Raw genomic sequence first — 20033 nt, 5'->3', positions numbered from 1 at the left:
ATAAGAAAATAATAAAAATTTGACTTATCATTATAAAAATGACCAAATTAGTATTTTAGTTTTTGAAACTCTTTTTCATGTATGTTACAGTATAGTGAGCAAGCAAAGAAAAGGAGAAAACATCATGAAAAAATTAAGTTTTGTTATGCTTTTTCTATTAGTCGTGATGGCTGGATGTAGCAACTATGACACATATATTGAAACAGGTATGCAATCATTGAAAGATGAAAAATATAGTGATGCAACGATGTGGTTTGGAAAAGCAGAAAAAGAGAAATCAGGAAATGAAGCGAAATCATATAAAGAAGTTGCTGAGAGAATGGATCACGGGGCAACAGCATTAAAAGACGGTAAGTATTTAGAAGCGAAAGATATTGCAAATGAAGTGTTACAAATGAAAAAGGACGATGCACTTGAAACAGCTGTAACATCAAATGCAGAGAATATGCTTCAAAAAGCAAATGATGTGGAAAAGAAAGTAAATGAAAGAGTGGCAAAGCGTAGAAAAGTAGAGGAAGAAGGAATTGATAAACTTATCAAAGCTGTCGATAGCATAGATGACGTGAAAGAAAAAGAGAAGAAATTTTCAGAAGCATTAGATAAGGCTGAAGAGGCACAAGCAAGAATTGAAGCGAAGAAAAATAAATAGAGTTGTAGTTTAAAAGGCTGTCGTGTATAACGACAGCCTTTTAACTTTTTTCTGCATAAGAAGTGATGCTATGTAGTAAAAAAGAAATAATTTTAGAATTCCATCTGTCCTCATGATGAATTGTATAAATGTTACGCTGAAATTCAAATTCAGGGATAGGTATGTAGCATAGTTCATTTCGTTGTACTTCTTGTTCAATAGCGAGTTTAGAAATAAAAGCGACACCATTACCGTATTTTAAAATTTGTTTCATCGTTTCTAATGAATCTAATTCAATTTCGGATTGGAATGTAATGTTATGAGCTAACATCCATTTTGTAAGTAAATCTCTCGTTGTAGATGGATTACGATGCAATAATATACGTTCCTTTTCAATGTCTTGTAATGATACATTTTCTTTTTTTGAAAAAGGATGTTCTTTGGAGAAAACAAGAACAAGTGTATCAGGCATTACAATCGTCTGTTTTAAAAGTGATTCATCAAACGGTGCTGCAGAAATTACCCCGAGATCAATTTCATGATTTTGTAGCATTGTTCGAATTTCAGGAGCTGTTTTTACCATAAGTGTTATTTTTATATTTGGAAATTCACATTGAAATTGGTGAATAATTTCTGGTAAAAGATAAGTCGCTGGTACATAACTAGCGCCAATTGTTATAGCGCCTTTATGAAAATCTTTAAACTCTTGCGTGACCCGCCTAGCTTCTTTCATAAGTGCATCTATTTTACAAGCATAATGATGCAATGCCTCACCAGCCTCTGTTAAGAAATATCTTCCAGAACGTAATTCAAATAAAGACACACCGAGTTCCTCTTCTAAGCTTTTTATATGGAATGTAATAGTAGGTTGTTTAATACCAAGTTTTTCTGCAACAATCGTAAGCTTTTTATATTTCTTAATAAGCACTACAATTTCTAATTTTAAGAGATTCATGGCAATTTGCCCCTTTTTCTTCTAACTATAGAAAAAATCTATAGAAATAAATAGTTTATTAGAAGTTTTTTAATTTAATCTTTACAGTACATTAACATTCAGTATAAATCTTCCATATAGAATGAAAGCAGGTTAAGAGTGAGGGGAGAGAGGTGAAACGATGGACATTAAAATTAGTGGATTAGAAAAGAATTTTGGAAAAACGCAGGCGTTAAAGCCGTTACAAATTGTCATGAAACAAGGTGAATTTACCACACTTTTAGGACCTTCGGGATGCGGGAAAACGACTTTACTTAGAATGATTGCAGGACTTGAAGAACCAGATAAAGGAGAAATATATTTCGGAGATACGTGCATGTATTCTAGTGCGAAAAAAATAAAAACATCTCCTCATGAACGTAATATCGGTATGGTATTTCAAGATTTCGCTTTATGGCCACACATGAATGTATTTGAAAATGTTGCATTTGGTTTAAGGGCTACAAAGCAAACGAATCAATTACGGGAAAAAGTAGAAGATGCAATAAAGCGAGTTCGCCTGCAAGGGATGGAGAAAAGATATCCACATGAACTCTCTGGCGGACAGCAGCAACGTGTCGCATTTGCTAGAGCGATTGTAACAAAACCGCATTTTATTTTGTTTGATGAACCGCTGAGTGCACTCGATGCAATTTTGAGAGAAGAAATGCGATTAGAGCTTATGGATATCGTTCATTCGATCGGTTTAACGGCATTGTATGTCACTCACGATCAAACAGAAGCAATGTCAATGTCAGATCAAATTATTGTCATGAAAAAAGGAGAAGTATTACAAAAAGGAACACCAGAAGACATTTATGTGAAGCCATCTCATGAATTTGTTGCAAAATTTGTTGGTAAGGCAAATTGGCTTGTAGAGGGTAAACAAATGATTCGTCCAGAGCATGTGAGCTGGACGAAAAATGAAGTGTGTGAAATGTATACAGGTGAAATTCAGCACGTTACATATGTAGGAGAACGGTATGAAATGAAAGTAAACATGGGTGCACTTGGAATATGGACAGCTTATCACAATAGTAAATTAAGCATCGGTAAACCAGTATCGTTATATGTGCCAAAAAAATATATTCATCATATAGGGGGAGAATCGTATGAAGAAATTCAGTTCGCTTAAGTCTTTATTTGTATGTACGTTATTATTTTCTGCTGTAGTAACAGGGTGTAGTTCAAAGACAGGTAGTGCAGATGCTAAAAATAAAAATGCGAATGAAAAGAAAATTGTTGTATATAGTGCGGGGCCAAAAGGATTAGCAGAAAAAATTCAAAAGGACTTTGAAAAGAAAACGGGTATAAAAGTAGAAATGTTTCAAGGAACAACTGGTAAGATTTTAGCGAGAATGGAAGCTGAAAAGAAAAATCCAGTCGTTGACGTTGTCGTACTTGCATCTTTACCAGCGATGGAAGGATTAAAAAAGGATGGGCAAACGTTAGCTTATAAAGAAGCGAAACAAGCTGATAAGCTTCGTTCTGAATGGTCGGATGATAAAGGACACTATTTCGGTTATAGTGCTTCAGCGTTAGGAATTGTGTATAACACAAAAAATGTGAAGACAGCGCCTGAAGATTGGAGTGATATAACAAAAGGGGAATGGAAAGGGAAAGTGAACCTTCCAGATCCGGCACTTTCAGGTTCAGCTTTAGACTTTGTAACAGGATATGTGAAAAAGAATGGGAAAGATGGATGGAATTTATTTGAACAGCTTAAGAAAAATGAAGTTACAGTAGCAGGTGCAAACCAAGAAGCGTTAGATCCAGTAGTAACAGGTGCGAAAGACATGGTAATTGCGGGTGTTGATTATATGACGTACAGCGCAAAAGCAAAGGGGGAACCGGTTGATATTGTCTATCCAAAAAGCGGAACAGTTATTAGCCCGCGTGCAGCAGGTATTATGAAGGATAGTAAAAATGTAGAAGGTGCAAAAGAGTTTATTGATTATTTATTATCAGATGATGTGCAAAAACAAGTTGCTAAAGCGTATTTATTACCAGGCAGAACAGATATAAAAGCTGAAAATAGACCGAATGTAGAAGAGATTCCCGTATTAAATATTGATTGGAAGACAGTTGAGAAAGAACAAGATGAAATAGGAAAACAATTTAAGAAAGTATTTCAATAAGATGGTGATTACATGGTAAATCGATTCGTATCAGTAAGACAAGTTGGAATGACGGTAGCGTTGTTACTTGTGGCGATGTTAATCGTCATTCCGCTTTTTCTCATTTTATTTTCTAGTGTATATGAAAATAGTAGTTGGAATTTTTTAAAGCCTTTTGAAGTGATGCAGAGTGGTGGATTAGCTGGGATTTTTCTAAACTCAATGCTCCTAGGTGTACTCGTAGTAATAGGAGCAACCATATTTGCATTTCCATTAGCATTTATTATGAGCAAAACAGATGTTGGAAAGTATAGTAAGTTAGATATTATTTTTATGATTCCATTTATGACACCGCCATATATTGGATCGATGGGCTGGATTTTGTTCATGCAACCGAACGGCTATTTTGAACAGTTTTTTCCGATGCTAAAGACGATTTCATCTTCGTTTTTTAGTTTAGGAGGTATGGTTTTAATTATGAGTCTGCATTTATTCCCATTCCTATACTTCATGTTGAAAAACACGTTACTTCAAATTGGGAGTAGTAAAGAAGAAGCGGCAGCAGTTCATGGCGGAAGCTTTTTCTATCGTTTACGAAAAATAATATTGCCGTTATTAGTATCAAGTTATGTAATGGGTGCTTTACTCATTTTCGTAAAGACGATTGCTGAATTTGGAACACCAGCTACATTCGGACGAAGAATAGGATTTCATGTGTTAACATCAGAGATTCATAAATTTATTTCGAGTTGGCCGATTGATTTTAGTAGTGCAACAGCATTATCTTCTTTATTACTTAGTGCATGTATGCTCATTTGGTATATGCAAAATGTATTAAATCGAAAGTATTCATATGCAATGGTTAGTGGAAAAGGTGTGAAATCTAAAAGGTATACATTGTCTATATTTACACGCGTTGTGGCATGGGGCTATGTAATTGGTTTATTAATCGTATCAATTGGAATCCCATACTTTTCTATAATGATTGCTTCATTATCAAAATTAAGAGGCGGCGGCTTGCATGTAAACAACTTTACAACAAGCCATTATGAAGCATTATTTACAATTGGATCTCCAGGATTAGAAGCTTTATGGAACAGTTTTCTATTTTCACTTATAACGGCGATTATTGCTGTTATGATTGGAGTCTTTTTGGCGCTTATGATTCGAAAGGGGAAAAAGTCCTCTGAAAAATGGCTTGATATGTGCGGTATGTTACCGAATATGGTACCAGGAATCGTGATGGTTGTAGGGCTGATTTTATTTTGGAATTCACCCTATATGCCCATGTCAATTTACAATACACCAGTCATGGTTATCGTGACGTACGTTGTTCTTTTTTTACCTTATACGGTGCAGTATGTAAAAGCATCGCTCGGGCAAATTGATGATTCTCTTGTACAGGCAGGAACCATTTTTTCTGGAAATTATATTTATATTTTTAGAAAAATAATATTACCTCTTATTATCCCGGGTATTCTTGCTGGATGGGCGATGACATTTACAATCTCGATAAGAGAGTTAGTAGCATCCCTTCTCATACTGCCTCCATCAGTAGAAACTTCAGCAACATTTATTTTTGCTCAATTTGAACAAGGAGAAGTATCTATTGGAATGGCAATGGCTGTCGTTTCAGTTGGACTTACAACAATATGTTTATTACTTCTGCAACATATGGAGCAAAAACGAAAAGGGGTAGCATGATGAGGATAGAAGTATGGGGAGGAGCGGGAGAATACGGTCGTTCCTGCTACTTCGTAAAAAATAAAGAGACGAAAATAGTATTTGATTGTGGTATTAATCGATCATATGAGGATAGTTATCCAAAAATAGAGAGGGAAGTTGTACCGTTTTTAGATGCAGTATTTTTATCACATATTCATGAAGATCACACGATGGGCTTACCTTTATTAGCGAAGTATGGATATAAGAAAAAAATTTGGACGACTCGTTATACGAAGGAGCAACTTCCCACTTATTATGAAAAATGGAGAAACTATAATTTGACGCAAGGATGGAATGTACCTTATAACGACCAAAATGTTAAAGATTTAGATTATGTATATATTGATGAAATTAGTAATCCGAATGAGTGGATACAGATTACACCTACATTGCGTTTTCAATGGGGGTATAGTGGGCATGTATTAGGGGCTGTTTGGTTTTTAGTGGACATGAGTCATACATATGTATTTTATTCTGGCGATTACTCAGCAGAGTCTAACATACTACGAGCTAATTTACCTGAGAAATTGCGTGGCGATATAAAAGTTGCAATCGTAGATGCCGCTTATCATACTGAGGATGTTTCGCAACATGAAAGAGTAAACGAACTGTGTGCAGAAATTGAACGAGTTGCGCAAAATAAAGGAATAGCATTACTACCGTTGCCACCGCTTGGTAGGGCGCAAGATATCGTATTGTATTTATATGAAAAATATAAAGAACTTCCCATTATAGTAGATCAAGAAATTTTGGATGGATTTGAGGAGATGTTCGTATATAAAGATTGGATTAAAAATAATGAAGAAATTGAACGGGTGCTGGAGAGTTTAAAAAGAAACATAATCGTTATGGATCATGACATCGGTACGCAAAATAGTTATGGAATAGTTGTAATGAGTGATGCGAATATGCAAACGAAACGAGCGCAGTTATATTATGAACAACTGCGATATGAAGAACGAAATTCCATTATATTTACTGGACATATTGCTAAAGGGAGTTTTGCAGACAAAGTTTTGAAAGAACGTGTAGGTAAAGAATGTAGGGTGAAGCGAGTTCCATATAAAGTTCACCAAAGTATAAGAGATGTGAAAGAGATGTTAAATACATTATTACCAGAACATACGGTGTTAGTACACGCTTTGAAAGAGGATACGGATCGATTACAGAAAAAGCTTAGCATAGCAGGATATGAAAATGTGTATTCACTAACTATGGAACGTATAGAAGTCATTTAAAATGTAAAGGGGATAGGTATATGAAAAAAGTATTTGTATTCGTAAGCATTTTCTTTTGTTGTTTCCTTTATAACGTTCAGGAAGGGTTTGCTACTAGTCCAATGAAACCTAGTTTTGAAGTGAAGTTATTATTAAAGCCAGAACAAGTATTAGGTTACAACAAAGAAATGAACCAAGAGATATTAGAATATTTTCAGGCTGGTACAAATTATGAAAGCATACAAGTGCAATTTTTAGATACGGCAAATAAAAATTTAAGTAATGAAGGGTGGTTTGCGAGAATTCGAAAGAAAGAATTTAGTAAAGATTTTGAGCTAACATATAAAAAAAGATATCCGATTCAAAATGGTGTAATTCAAGATGCACTAGAAGTGGCTCAAAAGGATGGATTTGATAGTAAAACTGATAACTATGAGGCAGAAATAGATTGGGGATTTGAGAAGAAAACGTTAAGTATTTCAAATAAGAAAAGCTACAGTGCTAAAGGATATGGAGTACTTGATTTACCAAAAGAACGAGCTGCTCAAAACATGTTAATAGAAAAGTTGCCAGGGAAAATGAACAAATGGTTGTATACGAATTGGGGAGAAGAAATGCTCAAAAATTCTCGTATTTATGGCCCTGTATTAATGAAAAGGTATACAGCTGAATTTGAAAATATTAAAACGAATATTGAAGTTTGGCCACTAAGTAATACAGGGAAAATAGAAGATGATTTCGTAATAGAAGTGTCGTTTAAAACAAATGAGGAAAGTATTGCAACAAAACAAAGAGAATTATTAATGAAGAGTTTAGAACAAAAAGGATGGTTGTTACCGAAAGATAGTTTGAAGACAGAGCTTATTTTTCAGTGAATAGTAAAAAGGAATCCATATTCTATGGATTCCTTTTTCTAATATATGAGTATTAAGCTAAATCAGCTGACACGAACATATCATTATTTTGAAGGTTTTTAGAGCGTAAACTATAAGCAACTACTTTCTTTTTATGTTGCTTTACAACATCAACATGCTCTTCATGACTATAAATATAAAATGTAAAATCTTTTTTGCCACGTTTTGCATTGATAATTAAAGGCGTGCCCTCATTGTGAGGTGGTGCATAATAGCGATCTAAAAATAAACCTTCGTTAAAATCATGAATAATTTTGGATTTCTTTTCACCTTCTACGTTATTGCCATTGATTGTAACAGTCGAATTCTCTTCTTCAAGTTGTGGATGTGTTTCGTACTTGCTAATAATGGATTCAATAACAGTGTTAGGAAGGCTAGAAACGATAATTTTAAATGCCCCAAATACAACTAACATTACAATAAACCAAGTCGTCATAGTATATCATCCCCTTTATTCTATTTAATAATATAACTCATATGGTAATAGTACATATGGTGAAGTTTTGTATAATTTGTGAAAAATATGCCATTTTTACGAACGAAATGTTAGAAAAATCAATTTTGTTACAAAAAGTTGAAATCGAAGTATTTTAAAAGAAAAAGGTTTATAATAAAAATATAACTAATAACCACATTACTAATTATAAGGAAGTGTAACTATGAGTACTGTAGCAATCGTATATGGTATTATTCTTTCCACAATTATTGTTTTGTTTTTTGTTGGGGTTTCACGTTATATTCATAAATGGAAAGAAGGCGTTGCGAAATTAAATCACATTGAAGAAGAACTTAGTGATTTAATGTTACATCATGGTAAGTAAAAAGTTTATTTTTTAACTAAATAATGTGAAGAATATCACAAAACATGCTCTCATTATGAAGGCATGTTTTTTTGTTATGTGAATGATTAGGCACATTCATACATTTTTTCCATACGATACAGTGTGAAGATGAAAATGTTCGGAGTGGAAAAGAGGGATAAAATGAGTAGTTCAGGTTATGTTCCAGATAATAAAAATTTAAAGAAAAGCTCAGGAACTCCAAATCTTTTCTTTGATTCGAGAAAAAATATCTTTTTTAAAAGGGATGAGAAAAACGTTGCATATGAAGTTACGTCAACGCAGTTACCAGCGATGATAGGAGGGGCGTTTGTTGATTTGTTTATGACAAAAGGGCATATGCGAGAACCGCATTGGCATCCGAATGCGTGGGAGTTGGATGTTGTTGTATCAGGAGAAGCAGTTACATCCATATTAAATCCCGAAACGAATCAATTGCAAAATTATCATGTAAAAGCGGGGCAAACTGTATTTATTCCAATGGGATGGTGGCATTGGATCACAGCGGTAACAGAAGAAGTACAATTGCATTTGTTCTTCAATAACGATCAGTTTGAAACAGCAGAAGGATCAGACGTACTTAGATTAACACCACCAGAAGTATTTCAAGCTGCATACGGTGTAAGTGCAGAAAAATTAGGAAAGGAACTTTCGCCAATTAAGGAGTCAGTTGTAATTGGTCCTCCTAATTCAAATCGACTAAATAGCGTTAAAGAAAGTGACGACTCAAATATAGTTGTTACGTTAAATGGACATATAACATCATGTGAAATAGAGTAACTCTTTCTTTTTTAGGAAGAGTTATTCTGTTTTGTATAATTTTGTATTTTTATTCGTTATAATTATTATATAGAAGGGAATTTATAGAGGGGGCATATTGTGAACATATTAAAGATTATAGGAATTATTGCAGGAGTCATTATAGTAGCCGTTATAGCTTTCTTTTTTATTATGAAGTACTATTTGTCAAAAGAAGATCCTGATTACGTATTAAAGTACATAAAAGAACATAAAGATGATGAAACTTGTTCAGTACTAATTAGAAAAAATGGGGAAGTATTAACATCTATAAATGAAAATGAAAAATTGCCATTAGCGAGTACGGCAAAAATCGTCATAGCAGTTGAATTTGCTAAGCAAGTGTCAGAAGGAAAGATAAGCCGTAATGAACAAATTTCATTGCAGGAGTTAGAAAAATATTATGTTAAAAACACTGATGGTGGAGCGCATCCTGACTGGTTAGAAGATGCAAAAGTGAGAGAGTTAGTGCAAAATGGACGGATCGCTTTAGAAGAAGTGGCTAAAGGGATGATTCATTATAGTTCTAATGCGAATACAACATATTTGTTAGATAAGCTTGGAATAGAGAGAGTGAATGAAAGTATAAAAGAATTAGAGCTTACTAGTCATGACAAGTTCTCTTCGTATACTGCTTCACTATATATGAGAGGGTATGTAGAAAAAGAGCTTCACGAGCCAAAAAATCAATCGTTAGAAATGATACGTAACATGTCAAAGGACGAGTATACTAAACATGTGTTACAAATTCATGAATGGATGAAAGATCAAGAAGAATGGAAAAAACGGGATATCCCATTAAAGGTAGATATGGAATTTCAGCGAATTTGGTCAGATCGATTAGTAGGTGCAAACGCTAAAGATTATATGAGTATAATGGGAAAAATAAATAGTAGAAAGTATTTTCCAAAATCAATGCAAGAAGAAATCGAGAATATTTTCAAAGGAACAGTTGATAATAGCAAGTTTGAATTTGCTGGTCAAAAAGGTGGATCTACCGCATTCGTATTGACAAAAAGCTTGTATACTACAGATAAGAAAGGGAATAAAGTAGAAGTTGTCATTATGTTTAACGATATAGAAGATCAAGTTGCATATCAAAAGCTGAGAAATAATGTAGATTATTTTATTCGAGATATTATAACAAGTGAGGAATTCAGAAATAAATTATAATAGAATAATTTTATTATGTAAACAAGATGCTGTTAAAGGTAGGTGTTGAGATGAGGTTGAGTGAGTATATGCTTGAAACATTTCCAAATTTAGAACTTAGACCACCTCTATTTTATAATGGGGCTATTGGTATTCGCTTTAGATTAGGTGTGAACTATGATTGCAATAACATTTATGAAAATTGCTCATATTTAGAAGGCGTTTATAACAGAGCGATTACTTTATTTCAGTCTTTACATGCAACAAAAGATGATATTTATATTGTAGTGGATGTAAATGACTATGCAGACGGTGAAACTTTCAAACGGAAATTGAATATCTTTTCTAAGTATGTAAAAGAGAAGTTCGATTTGTTTAAGTTACAGAAAAATACAATCCCTTATGTTTTTCCAGAAGACGATGAAGACGGGGTATATAAAACACATAGATATATTTTGAAATGTAAAGTTTCTGACTTGAAATACATTTCTATGCTAAAAGCAATTTGTAATCAAGATATGGGAATAAAACCGAGTATTTTTCATAGGGTGTATTTTATAAATGTAAACAAGAATACTATATTTCACGTTTATGATGATAGAGGTTGTGATGTATTAGCTACCTCTCCTGATACAATTAGGGATATTTATAATACATATAATGATTGGATATTAGAATACGATAGAAATAAAATTGATAAAGTATTTAATTGAATGTAGTCTATTTTAATTGAGGGAAATACCATATGAGGTGTTTCCCTTTTATTAATATGAAAATCAACATTTAAATTTGACAGCACTTATTATAAAGGTAAAGGGATTTGATGGTAATGTATTGAATTTGGATAGAAACGGAAAAGGGAGATGAATAAATGACGACAATATATTTCGTTCGCCATGCCCACTCTACATATACAAAAGAAGAATGGGAAAGGCCTTTATCTGAAAAAGGTTTGTTAGATACGCAGCATGTAACACGCTTATTAAAAGATAAACATATTGATGTTGTGATTTCTAGTCCGTACAAAAGGGCAATGCAAACTGTGCAAGGAATTGCGAATACATATAATTTATCAATACAACTGGAAGAAGATTTACGGGAAAGGCTATTAAGTAAAGAACCAGTACAGGATTTTAATGATGCTCTTAAGAAGGTATGGGAAGACTGGACTTTTGTATACGAAGGCGGAGAATCCAATGATGTAGCACAAAGACGCGCAGTAATATGTATGCAAAGTATATTAAAAAAATATAAAGGTAAGAATATTGTAATAGGTACTCATGGGAATATTATGGTATTACTCATGAATTATTTTGATTCGAAATATGATTTTCAGTTTTGGAAAACCCTTCATATGCCTGACGTGTATAAATTAACTTTTGATAATAATTGTTTCATTTCTGCTGAAAGAATACAGTCTACAGATTATCAGATAAATAATTTGTAAAAGTTTATCAAAAAAAGAGGAAAGAGAGATGTTATTGTAGAAGTATGACTTTGTAACATAAAAAATATATGTTAAAGGAGGCTGTTTACATGTTTGAGAAAGAGAAAGAAGGGCTTATTGAAGTTCACAACGTATATGAAATTGCACCAGCAGATGGAGCAATTATTGGTATGGCAACGGAAGAAGAAATGGAAATTGCTGCTGAACTAGAGCTGCAGTACTATGCCCATTCTCGTTTGTTAGAAGCAAATATTCAGTTAGACGGTTCCTCCTACAAAGAGTTACTTCAGGAGTTCCAGGAGTACGAAAGAAAATCAATGAGCTTTTGGCGAGCAATACATAAACGTTTAGCTGTGCCATGGGCATGGGTATTACGTATTGACGTTGCGAATGGCCCTATATATGTAAGTAATGGGAATTCGTATTATGAAGAAATCGATGATGAAGAAGATTATGAATAGATAAGTAAGGAAGCAGCGTTAGTTGCTTCCTTTTTTTATTCGTAGAGATTGAACTGCTTCAATAATAATATTTGGTCGATCATTTTCGATTCCGTGACCAGCATGTTCGGCAAGAATATATTGGCTATTTATTGAGATTTGTAATTGTTCATGAATCAGTTCTTGCCACATTGCTTCAAGTTGTATCGCTTCCTCTTTTGGCATGCCGCCATTAGTCAATTGAGTAATAGAATATTGAGGATCTCTACCGATAACGATTAATGGTATTTCTAATGTTTTACATAGCTCTTTTATTGAGAGAGCACAGTTTTTCCACGCCGATAGTTCAGAAGCTGTCGCTTTATATAATGAAGGCGAGGTAGAGAATTCAATTTGCTGTTTTGATTGATCGGTGAGAATAGGTTTTAGTTCGTTATAAAGTGTGTCTACATCCATTTTTGAATACATATTATATTTTTGAAACCAAACATCATCAGAATCAGTTTGATCAGAAATTGGTAAATGAAGTTCATCTAAACGGTGTAAGTTCATCGAAGTAGAATCAACTAAAATAAGTGCTTGCAGCTTATCTTCATGTAACATCGCAAAATGTTGTGCACATAATCCTCCATAGGAATGACCGATTAGAATAAATGGCTCTTGAATAGCTAGTTTGTTTAGTAACATATGTAGCTCTTTTGTAACTTGCCTTATTGTACGCGGCTGATTGCCTAAATCACTTTTTCCGTAACCTGGGCGATGGTATGAAACGACTGTAAAGTGCTCTGAAAGCTTTTCTATAATAGGAAACCAATCATAAAATGAGCAACTCATTCCGGTTTGAATAACTACCGTTTGTTTACTACTTCCTTTTATATATACTTCTATAGTTTGCTCCAATACCTCTACAAATTTATAAATAGTAAACCCTCCTAACTAAGCTTGAAATAATTTTTGGCAAGCAAAAATAATACACCAAACACCTACACCGAATAGGACCGATGTACTAAGTGAAAATGAGTTTTTTAAACCAATATAAACGATAAATAATAGTAGTGCGGATGCAGGAAATCCATATAGTACGCCTATAGCAAATTGACTCAATTCTTGTTTGTTCCCGCCTTCGAAAGAAATCCAAAATAGACTCAGTAAACTAACGAGAGGAAGGGCAGCAATAAAGCCGCCTATCGTACTAAAATGTTTAGCGACTTCAGTAATAACGCCAATAATAAGTGCCGAAACGATTACTTTAACGAGGAAATGCATATTTTGCCTCCTTCGCTAATAACGAAAAGGCTTTTTCAATTAATTGTTGTTCTTCTTTTGATAACTGTGATTCTAATATTTTTATCTTTTCTTTATCGAGTAAAGTATGTTTTTCTAATACTTCAATGCCTTCTTTCGTTAAAGTAAGGTTCACAACTCTTTCATCTTGTTTGTTTCTTTCTTTCATGATAAACCCTTTTTGAATAAGGCGTTTTACGTGTTCAGACGCTGTGTTATGAGAGAGACTAAGCTCAGTAGCGACTTTTCCAATTGTTATATCTTTCTCACGAGAAGCGATTTGTAAAATACGAATGGCTTGGTGGGAAAGGTTGTCTTCATATTCATATCGTAAGTGATAATAAATACTTTCCCAATGTTGATTGATGTCTTTCATAATGATAAATCCCCCTATTTTTATATCGTATAATAAGATATATTCGTTAGTATAGAGATAAAATCCTTTTATTTGGATAAAAAATGTTGAAAAAGTTTATTTTTATTGAAATATAAGGTAATCTATGTGTAAAGGTATACATTTAGCAAGAGAGAGGATGATAGCTGTGAATACATTTAAATGGATGAGTCATGAGCAGATGTATGTAGATGAAATACATGTTGAAAAATGTGGTCCTCTTTCAGTCGGCGTATATGGGGGAAATCAAGAAAGTGATGCATATGAAAGAGGAGATGCGGTGCTTGCTTGGTGGGATCCTAAATTACAATTTGAATTTGTTATGATTTTTGATACACACCACAAAACAAAAAATATAAATTATATAATAGAAGCAATTTCAGAAAGAAAAGAGAAATTAAAAGAGTTATTTTCCTACCCGATACATTTAGCTTTTCATCATACACATATGTACTTATTAGCGTTATTTACAGATGAGTTGTTTATTGAAAAATGTGATCAAGATGATGAGGAACTTGCATGCTTAATTTGTTTGCGAAAAGGCGAATTTTTATATTGGCTATCAGTTGGCGATTGCTTCGCATATTTATTCCATTCTGAAAAAACGAAGAATGGTAAAGGGCGGTTAAATAAACGGAAGAATTACGAATATATTGGTAGGAAAAATATTTTCGCAGCAAATACACCTTGCTTTACGTCAGGTGTCAGAGGATTAGAAAAAGGAATGAATCACATTGTAATGGCAACGGACGGTATTTTAGAGTGTGATAAACGAAGGTTTGATGATGATCAATCTTTAGTAGAAATATTGCACGACGGAAGTTGCTTACAGATTGAGCCAGTATTAACAAATGTACTGCAGTGGAAAGGTAGAGATTGTGCCACTATTATTGGGTGGTCTATTGACACTGAAAATAAACAATGTGCTAATTAATATAAAAGGAGTTCAAGGTTTTTATCCTTGAACTCCTTTTTGTTAAGCAATATGAATATGATACGTTTTCAACCATTCATTTACTTGTAGCATATATTCCATAGCACTTCTTGCTTCAAAATTGTTAATTTCTTTATTGCTTTCATCGGCAATGGCAAGTAATGTGGAATGATTAATAAGTGAGAAAATAGGATTGTTTTTATTACTGCACAAGTCGAGTGATAAATGACGGATTGTTTGTAAATAATGTGGATCTTGTGAAGTTGGGTAAGCACTTTTTCTTCTATTGCGTACATCGTCAGGTAAAGCAGGTTGCAGTGCTCTACGTAAAATGCCTTTTTCAATATTATCAATGCTTTTTATATCGAAAGGAACGTTCCATAAATATTCAACTAATCGATAATCGCAAAACGGTACACGAACTTCAAATCCTACAGCCATACTCATACGGTCTTTACGGTCAAGTAAGAATGGGAGAAATCTCGTTAAAAATAAATAAAACATTTGACGTTGTTTTGCGGATTTTTTACTTTCACCTTCAAGAGTAGGGACTTCAAGAATTGCTTCTTGGAATCGTGTATCAATATAGTCTTCTAAGTTACATTGGTTATTTACTTCATTTAATAGAAGAGGAGAAGTGTTTTTCCAATTTGTTAGCCAAGGAAACTTATCGACATATAGTAATTCTTCTTGGTGAAACCAGGGATACCCACCAAATACTTCATCAGCAGATTCTCCAGATAAAGCTACAGTCGCATCTTTTTTCATTTCGCAAAATAGTAAATATAGTGAAGTTTCCATTTCGCCAGCACTTGGTAAATCTTTTGCACGGAGGGGAACGAATAAGTGATTTGCTAATTCTTCAGCATTCACAATAATGTCATGATGCGATGTCCCTACATGTTCAGAAACACGTTTTACCCAAGGAGCGTCTAAACCAGTGCGAGCAAATGTCAGCTCGAAATCTTTTGCACTATTTACAAAGTCAACGGAATACGTATGAAGTGTTTTATTTTCCGCAGCAAATTCTTTACCCGCAAGTGCAGTAATACCGCTAGAGTCTAATCCGCCTGATAACATACAGACGAGAGGAACATCGGCAATTAATTGTCTTTTTACTGTATCTTGTAAAATAGATAAAATATGTGATGATGTATCTTCAGTACAGTCTGTATGAATCTTACTTTCTAAATTCCAATACTTCTTAACTACTTTTTTATCACGTGTAAACGTTATAGAATGTCCAGCACGTACTTCTTGAATATGTTTAAAGACGCCACATCCTGGAGTTCGAAATAAGCCTAATCCAAATATTTCATTTATGCCATCCGCATCAATTTCAGCAGGAACAGATGGATGAGCTAATAATGCTTTTATTTCAGATCCGAAAATAATACTGTCATTTCTTTCTGTATAAAAGAGTGGCTTTACGCCTAAATGATCACGTGCTAAAAACAGTTGTTGCTTCTGATCATCCCATAAGGCGAAAGCGAAAATTCCGTTTAAATGTTGTACACAGTCTTCTTTCCATTCTAAATATGCATGTAGTAATACTTCTGTATCTGAATGCGTTTCAAATGCATGACCACACTGTTGAAGTTGCTCTCTCAGTTCACGGAAATTATAAATTTCTCCATTATAAGTAAGAGCATACGTATAATCACCAGCACGAAATGTCTTCGGCTGTGTCCCGCCTTCTGGATCAATAACAATTAAACGCCGGTGTGCAAAGGCCGCACGAGGTGAAAACCAAAACCCTTCAGCATCAGGCCCACGATGCTGAATACGATTTGCCATCTTTTTTAAAATAACATGTTGATTTGAAAGGTTTTCCTTCCAATCTACCCAACCTGTAATTCCACACATACACATCTCATCTCCTAATTTAAAATGTTGAAAAGTAGATTAACGAAATAAAATGTACATCTAGTTAAAGGATGACCATATAAATAGTGTACTACATGAATTAAATTGCAGACTTGAGAAAATTTTCTTGTAATACATAGTTATGTGAGACAATGGCGTAGGGAAAGTATTCCATAACATACAAAAAATAAAAAAAGATGAGAGAAAATTTTTTGTAAGACGTTATATAGGGTGTAAAAGCTTTTACAAAAAAATAAGGGGAATCGCTACATGAAATCAAATGAGAAAAATTTTATAAAAAGATTACAACGGCAAAAAGAAGATGCGCTAGAATTCGTTGTCGATACATACTTACCACTCATAAAAGGAATAACGCACAAAGTTCTTCTTCCAGTTCAAAATGATGGACTCATAGAGGAATGTGTAAACGATATATTTCTTTCCATTTGGAATAACGCAAATAAATTTCATGGAGAGCCGAGTGATTTTAAAAAATGGATAGCGGCAATTGCAAAATTTAAGGCGATTGATTATTACCGGAAAGCGGCTAGAAAAGTAGAAATTATTTCAGATGAGTTTCATATTAGTACAGAAAAGTCAGCGGAAGACGAATTAATCGTTATGGAAGATAGGGAAGAGTTATTGAAGCTTATTAATCAATTAGAACCGTTAGATCAAAAAGTGTTCATTATGAAATATCTTCTCGGTATGAAGACAGAAGAAATAGGAGACAAGTTAGGGTTAACTCGGGCAGCGATCGATAATCGTGTGTACCGTGGAAAAAAGAAACTACAACAAAATGCTACGAAAATTAGTTTTGGAGGTAGTGCAATATGAAAGACATTTATGAATTATTAAATGATATTGATATAGATGAAAAAGAACTTGAGGAAATTGAGGCTTCTGAAATTGAAAAAGAAAAAGTGAAACGTAATGTAAAACAATCGATACGTATGAAGAAAAAGATGAAAAATTGGAAAAAAGGTGTTGCTGTTGCATCTATGTTAGTAGGGTTATCAGTTGCAACGCTTGGTATTGGGTTTCCTACATATGCAGGGGGATTGCCAATTGTAGGTGATATATTCCGATTTTTAGATAATGGTAGAACAGGGTTATATGAAAATTATAAAGCGGACGCAGAGAAGAAAACGGGGCTTCATAATAATTATCAACAATACGCCACAGTACTAAATATGACAAAAGAAAGAAATGGAATTAAGATAACGATTAATAATGCGATTTTCGATGGTAAGACAGTATCAATAAACTATTCTATAGAAAGTAACAGAGATTTAGGCAAAAATCCAAGTACGTTGGATTTTTTAACTATTAAAGGAGCAGGTGCCCAATCAGGAAGCAATGAAATTATTAAGGTCGCTGATAGGAAATATAAAGGTTTAATAAAAACAAGTAGTGATCTAGTTAGTAATAAAGGAACTACAGTGAATGTTGAATGGAGTATACAAAGTATAAACATTTTAGAAACAGAAGAAGAGATAAAAGGAGATTGGAATTTTAATATTAATCTAAAAGGAATAGAAAATAAAGAGAAATTGATTAGAGGTAGTGCAGAAAAAGATGGTGTAAAAGTTAATATGGAGAGAATGGAAATAACACCCATGTCGTTTATTCTATATTACAACCAAGAAGTAGCTCAAGAAATAAGAGGTGTATGGGATGGAGTGGATGTTGATTTAAAAGTGAGAGATGATATAGGTAATCAGTATTATGGAGAAGGAAATGGAGGCTCAGGTGAAGATCCTTATAATTTTAATTGGAGTGAAACATTCCAACAACTTAATGAGAATGCGACTAAGTTAATAATAACGCCTTACGTTAATTTAAGAATTCACACTCCTGAAAATTACGGCTCGGTAACAATAGTTGGAGGAGAAGTAAAGGAGCGTTTTGTGCCTCGAAGATTGGGAGGCAATAAGGGTATTGCGTTAGATGATATTGTAATTGACTTAAAGAAATAAAAAAGAGACTGCCTAAAACCATTAGGCAGTCTTTTTTTCGTTAAGAACTAGTAACGAGCAATGCATGCGGATGCTGCGTTTTATACTCATCTTTCCACGGAATGTTTAGTTGTTCCCACGATTCGCCGCTAGTAGTGGATTGAAACACGCCATTGTTATTTAAAGTGTAAAATGTATGTGGTTCTGCTTCGTTTGTCGCAAACATCGAAATAACTGTACCGATTGCTGATGGTAGTCCTTGCTGTACTTGCTGGAACGGAGTATCTTTCGTTTTACGATAAATAAAAGATTCATAAGGTATACGGTGATGAGCGAGATCAGCACTCGGTGCGGCAGAAACGAGAATTGTATCGCAATCAGCCGGATCGATAGCCATGCTGTATAAATAATGGTGTTCAAGTCCTTCACTGCATGAGATCCAGCTGTTTCCACTGTTATAACTTTCAAGGTATGCGCGATCAGGTCCGCCCATAAAACCATCACCACATGATGCATAAAGGCGATTTGGAGCTTCAGGGTGCATAAGCAATTGATGCGCATCGATAGGAGCACCGAATTTTTTATCAATCCAAGTATGCCCTCTATCATTACTTTGAATAACAGCACCAGCTTCAATTGAAACATGGATTGTATTTGGATTGTTTGGATCAACTGTAATCCAGCGAACATGATGGGTAAAAGGTCTAGGCGGGAAAGCCCACGTATAAGAAGATAATAATGATTTCATATTTTTAAGTTCAGTCCACGTTTCACCACCATTTTCAGAACGGAATAAAGCGCTCGGTTCTGTGCCGACATAAACGACGCCATAGCCGTTAACTTGTTCATTAGGACTTATCGTAATGGAAGTTATCGAAGAGTGTAAAATACCATCTTCTTTAGGGAAATCAAAGTAACGATATGAATCTCCAATCGGTTTCCACGAATCTCCGCCATCGTCGCTTAACCATAAACCTCGTCCAAATGTTCCGCAGTATACACGATTCTTTTGAAATGGATCAACAGCGATACAGGTAGGTTGCATATTTTGTAAGTGACACGCTGTTTCAAAGTGACCATATTGTTCTTTCACTACAACAAGTTCTCGCTCCATACAGAGAAATAAACGTTTCATTTTAGTAACCTCCTTAAAAATTCTTTCATTAGTAAACAATATGAAGCTGAAAAAGAAGTAGTCTTATTTTTTGTTGAGAAAAAGGACTTGTTTGAAAAATATCGAAGTGTGTAGGTAGAGGAAGCGGACGTTTATGGGCAGTTAATGGGGGATAAAGAGGGGGAGTTTGTTTCATACTAACATACAGATATTGCACTTAAAGGAGCATTCGT

Annotated in this window: 23 protein-coding genes; 16 read left to right on the top strand and 7 right to left on the bottom strand. The window is 34.1% G+C overall.

The features are described from left to right. The first annotated feature begins 124 nt into the window (after positions 1 to 124). Positions 125 to 649, top strand: coding sequence for a DUF4398 domain-containing protein (locus QEP67_RS19425; protein ID WP_000736445.1), 525 nt, complete (start codon positions 125 to 127; stop codon positions 647 to 649). A gap of 40 nt (positions 650 to 689) precedes the next feature. Here the strand turns inward: QEP67_RS19425 and QEP67_RS19420 are convergent, their stop codons facing one another. Further along, positions 690 to 1583, bottom strand: coding sequence for a LysR family transcriptional regulator (locus tag QEP67_RS19420; protein WP_001050588.1), 894 nt, complete (start codon positions 1581 to 1583; stop codon positions 690 to 692). Positions 1584 to 1743: 160 nt separating this feature from the next. Between QEP67_RS19420 and QEP67_RS19415 the strand changes: the two genes are divergently transcribed. The 5 genes from QEP67_RS19415 to QEP67_RS19395 are packed head-to-tail and all read left to right on the top strand — an operon-like array spanning position 1744 to position 7535. Next, positions 1744 to 2736 (top strand): ABC transporter ATP-binding protein, encoded by a 993-nt coding sequence (locus QEP67_RS19415; RefSeq protein ID WP_064449835.1) that lies wholly within the window; start codon positions 1744 to 1746, stop codon positions 2734 to 2736. Then, entirely contained in the window at positions 2714 to 3739 is a 1026-nt protein-coding gene (locus QEP67_RS19410) for an ABC transporter substrate-binding protein (RefSeq protein WP_046959003.1), read from the top strand. The genes QEP67_RS19415 and QEP67_RS19410 overlap by 23 nt, the downstream gene beginning before the upstream one ends. Positions 3740 to 3751: 12 nt before the next feature. Further along, entirely contained in the window at positions 3752 to 5422 is a 1671-nt protein-coding gene (locus QEP67_RS19405) for an iron ABC transporter permease (protein WP_048566855.1), read from the top strand. Further along, complete coding sequence (locus QEP67_RS19400) at positions 5419 to 6681, top strand: MBL fold metallo-hydrolase (protein WP_048566856.1); 1263 nt, start codon at positions 5419 to 5421, stop codon at positions 6679 to 6681. The genes QEP67_RS19405 and QEP67_RS19400 overlap by 4 nt, the downstream gene beginning before the upstream one ends. 20 nt (positions 6682 to 6701) lie before the next feature. Further along, complete coding sequence (locus QEP67_RS19395; protein ID WP_000755336.1) at positions 6702 to 7535, top strand: hypothetical protein; 834 nt, start codon at positions 6702 to 6704, stop codon at positions 7533 to 7535. Between the two features lie 52 nt (positions 7536 to 7587). Here the strand turns inward: QEP67_RS19395 and QEP67_RS19390 are convergent, their stop codons facing one another. Continuing rightward, complete coding sequence (locus QEP67_RS19390) at positions 7588 to 8010, bottom strand: YfmQ family protein (protein ID WP_000214602.1); 423 nt, start codon at positions 8008 to 8010, stop codon at positions 7588 to 7590. Between the two features lie 41 nt (positions 8011 to 8051). Here QEP67_RS19390 and QEP67_RS19385 point away from each other — a divergent pair, with 41 nt between their 5' ends. The 7 genes from QEP67_RS19385 to QEP67_RS19355 all read left to right on the top strand — a co-directional run bounded on the left by QEP67_RS19385 (position 8052) and on the right by QEP67_RS19355 (position 12271). Further along, complete coding sequence (locus QEP67_RS19385) at positions 8052 to 8168, top strand: hypothetical protein (protein WP_001987133.1); 117 nt, start codon at positions 8052 to 8054, stop codon at positions 8166 to 8168. A gap of 65 nt (positions 8169 to 8233) precedes the next feature. Further along, on the top strand, positions 8234 to 8395 hold the full coding sequence (locus tag QEP67_RS19380) for a hypothetical protein (RefSeq protein WP_000108701.1): 162 nt from the start codon (positions 8234 to 8236) through the stop codon (positions 8393 to 8395). 162 nt (positions 8396 to 8557) lie between these two features. Beyond that, positions 8558 to 9193, top strand: coding sequence for a cupin domain-containing protein (locus tag QEP67_RS19375; RefSeq protein ID WP_000098968.1), 636 nt, complete (start codon positions 8558 to 8560; stop codon positions 9191 to 9193). 99 nt (positions 9194 to 9292) lie between these two features. Beyond that, complete coding sequence (locus QEP67_RS19370) at positions 9293 to 10384, top strand: serine hydrolase (RefSeq protein ID WP_353706378.1); 1092 nt, start codon at positions 9293 to 9295, stop codon at positions 10382 to 10384. Positions 10385 to 10434: 50 nt separating this feature from the next. Continuing rightward, the gene (locus QEP67_RS19365) at positions 10435 to 11076 is read left to right on the top strand and encodes a DUF3885 domain-containing protein (RefSeq protein WP_151035377.1); all 642 of its coding nucleotides are present in this window, start codon (positions 10435 to 10437) and stop codon (positions 11074 to 11076) included. Positions 11077 to 11234: 158 nt separating this feature from the next. Continuing rightward, complete coding sequence (locus QEP67_RS19360) at positions 11235 to 11810, top strand: histidine phosphatase family protein (RefSeq protein ID WP_000208303.1); 576 nt, start codon at positions 11235 to 11237, stop codon at positions 11808 to 11810. An 89-nt stretch (positions 11811 to 11899) separates the two neighbouring features. Further along, on the top strand, positions 11900 to 12271 hold the full coding sequence (locus tag QEP67_RS19355; RefSeq protein ID WP_016088485.1) for a hypothetical protein: 372 nt from the start codon (positions 11900 to 11902) through the stop codon (positions 12269 to 12271). 18 nt (positions 12272 to 12289) lie between these two features. On the opposite strand, the gene QEP67_RS19350 is transcribed toward QEP67_RS19355, so the two are convergent. From QEP67_RS19350 to QEP67_RS19340, 3 genes are read right to left on the bottom strand one after another with little or no spacing between them, the layout of a single operon-like run. After that, positions 12290 to 13150: an alpha/beta hydrolase gene (locus QEP67_RS19350; RefSeq protein ID WP_000438349.1), complete on the bottom strand. Its 861-nt coding sequence runs from the start codon at positions 13148 to 13150 to the stop codon at positions 12290 to 12292. Between the two features lie 36 nt (positions 13151 to 13186). Beyond that, entirely contained in the window at positions 13187 to 13516 is a 330-nt protein-coding gene (locus tag QEP67_RS19345; RefSeq protein WP_000545622.1) for a DUF3147 family protein, read from the bottom strand. After that, on the bottom strand, positions 13500 to 13910 hold the full coding sequence (locus QEP67_RS19340) for a MarR family transcriptional regulator (RefSeq protein ID WP_000651925.1): 411 nt from the start codon (positions 13908 to 13910) through the stop codon (positions 13500 to 13502). The genes QEP67_RS19345 and QEP67_RS19340 overlap by 17 nt, the downstream gene beginning before the upstream one ends. A 124-nt stretch (positions 13911 to 14034) precedes the next feature. Here QEP67_RS19340 and QEP67_RS19335 point away from each other — a divergent pair, with 124 nt between their 5' ends. Then, positions 14035 to 14862 carry a protein phosphatase 2C domain-containing protein gene (locus QEP67_RS19335; RefSeq protein WP_002108602.1) on the top strand — a complete coding sequence of 276 codons (828 nt, stop codon included), beginning with the start codon at positions 14035 to 14037 and terminating at the stop codon, positions 14860 to 14862. A gap of 42 nt (positions 14863 to 14904) precedes the next feature. On the opposite strand, the gene asnB is transcribed toward QEP67_RS19335, so the two are convergent. Beyond that, a complete protein-coding gene (asnB, locus tag QEP67_RS19330; RefSeq protein WP_000333947.1) occupies positions 14905 to 16728 on the bottom strand; it encodes an asparagine synthase (glutamine-hydrolyzing) in 1824 nt (607 codons plus the stop codon). Between the two features lie 270 nt (positions 16729 to 16998). On the opposite strand from asnB, the gene QEP67_RS19325 reads away from it, so the two are divergent. Both QEP67_RS19325 and QEP67_RS19320 read left to right on the top strand, forming a co-directional pair. Then, the gene (locus QEP67_RS19325; protein ID WP_000840021.1) at positions 16999 to 17565 is read left to right on the top strand and encodes a sigma-70 family RNA polymerase sigma factor; all 567 of its coding nucleotides are present in this window, start codon (positions 16999 to 17001) and stop codon (positions 17563 to 17565) included. Beyond that, positions 17562 to 18707 (top strand): DUF4179 domain-containing protein, encoded by a 1146-nt coding sequence (locus tag QEP67_RS19320; RefSeq protein WP_000653114.1) that lies wholly within the window; start codon positions 17562 to 17564, stop codon positions 18705 to 18707. The genes QEP67_RS19325 and QEP67_RS19320 overlap by 4 nt, the downstream gene beginning before the upstream one ends. 40 nt (positions 18708 to 18747) lie before the next feature. On the opposite strand, the gene QEP67_RS19315 is transcribed toward QEP67_RS19320, so the two are convergent. Further along, positions 18748 to 19821 (bottom strand): exo-alpha-sialidase, encoded by a 1074-nt coding sequence (locus tag QEP67_RS19315; protein ID WP_000825325.1) that lies wholly within the window; start codon positions 19819 to 19821, stop codon positions 18748 to 18750. Between the last annotated feature and the right edge of the window lie 212 nt (positions 19822 to 20033).

The organism is Bacillus cereus group sp. MS39 (genome assembly GCF_040448665.1).
Taxonomy (GTDB): Bacteria; Bacillota; Bacilli; order Bacillales; family Bacillaceae_G; genus Bacillus_A; species Bacillus_A wiedmannii.
The sequence above is the reverse complement of the archived record's forward strand: the minus strand, read 5'-3'. Positions and strand labels throughout refer to the sequence as shown.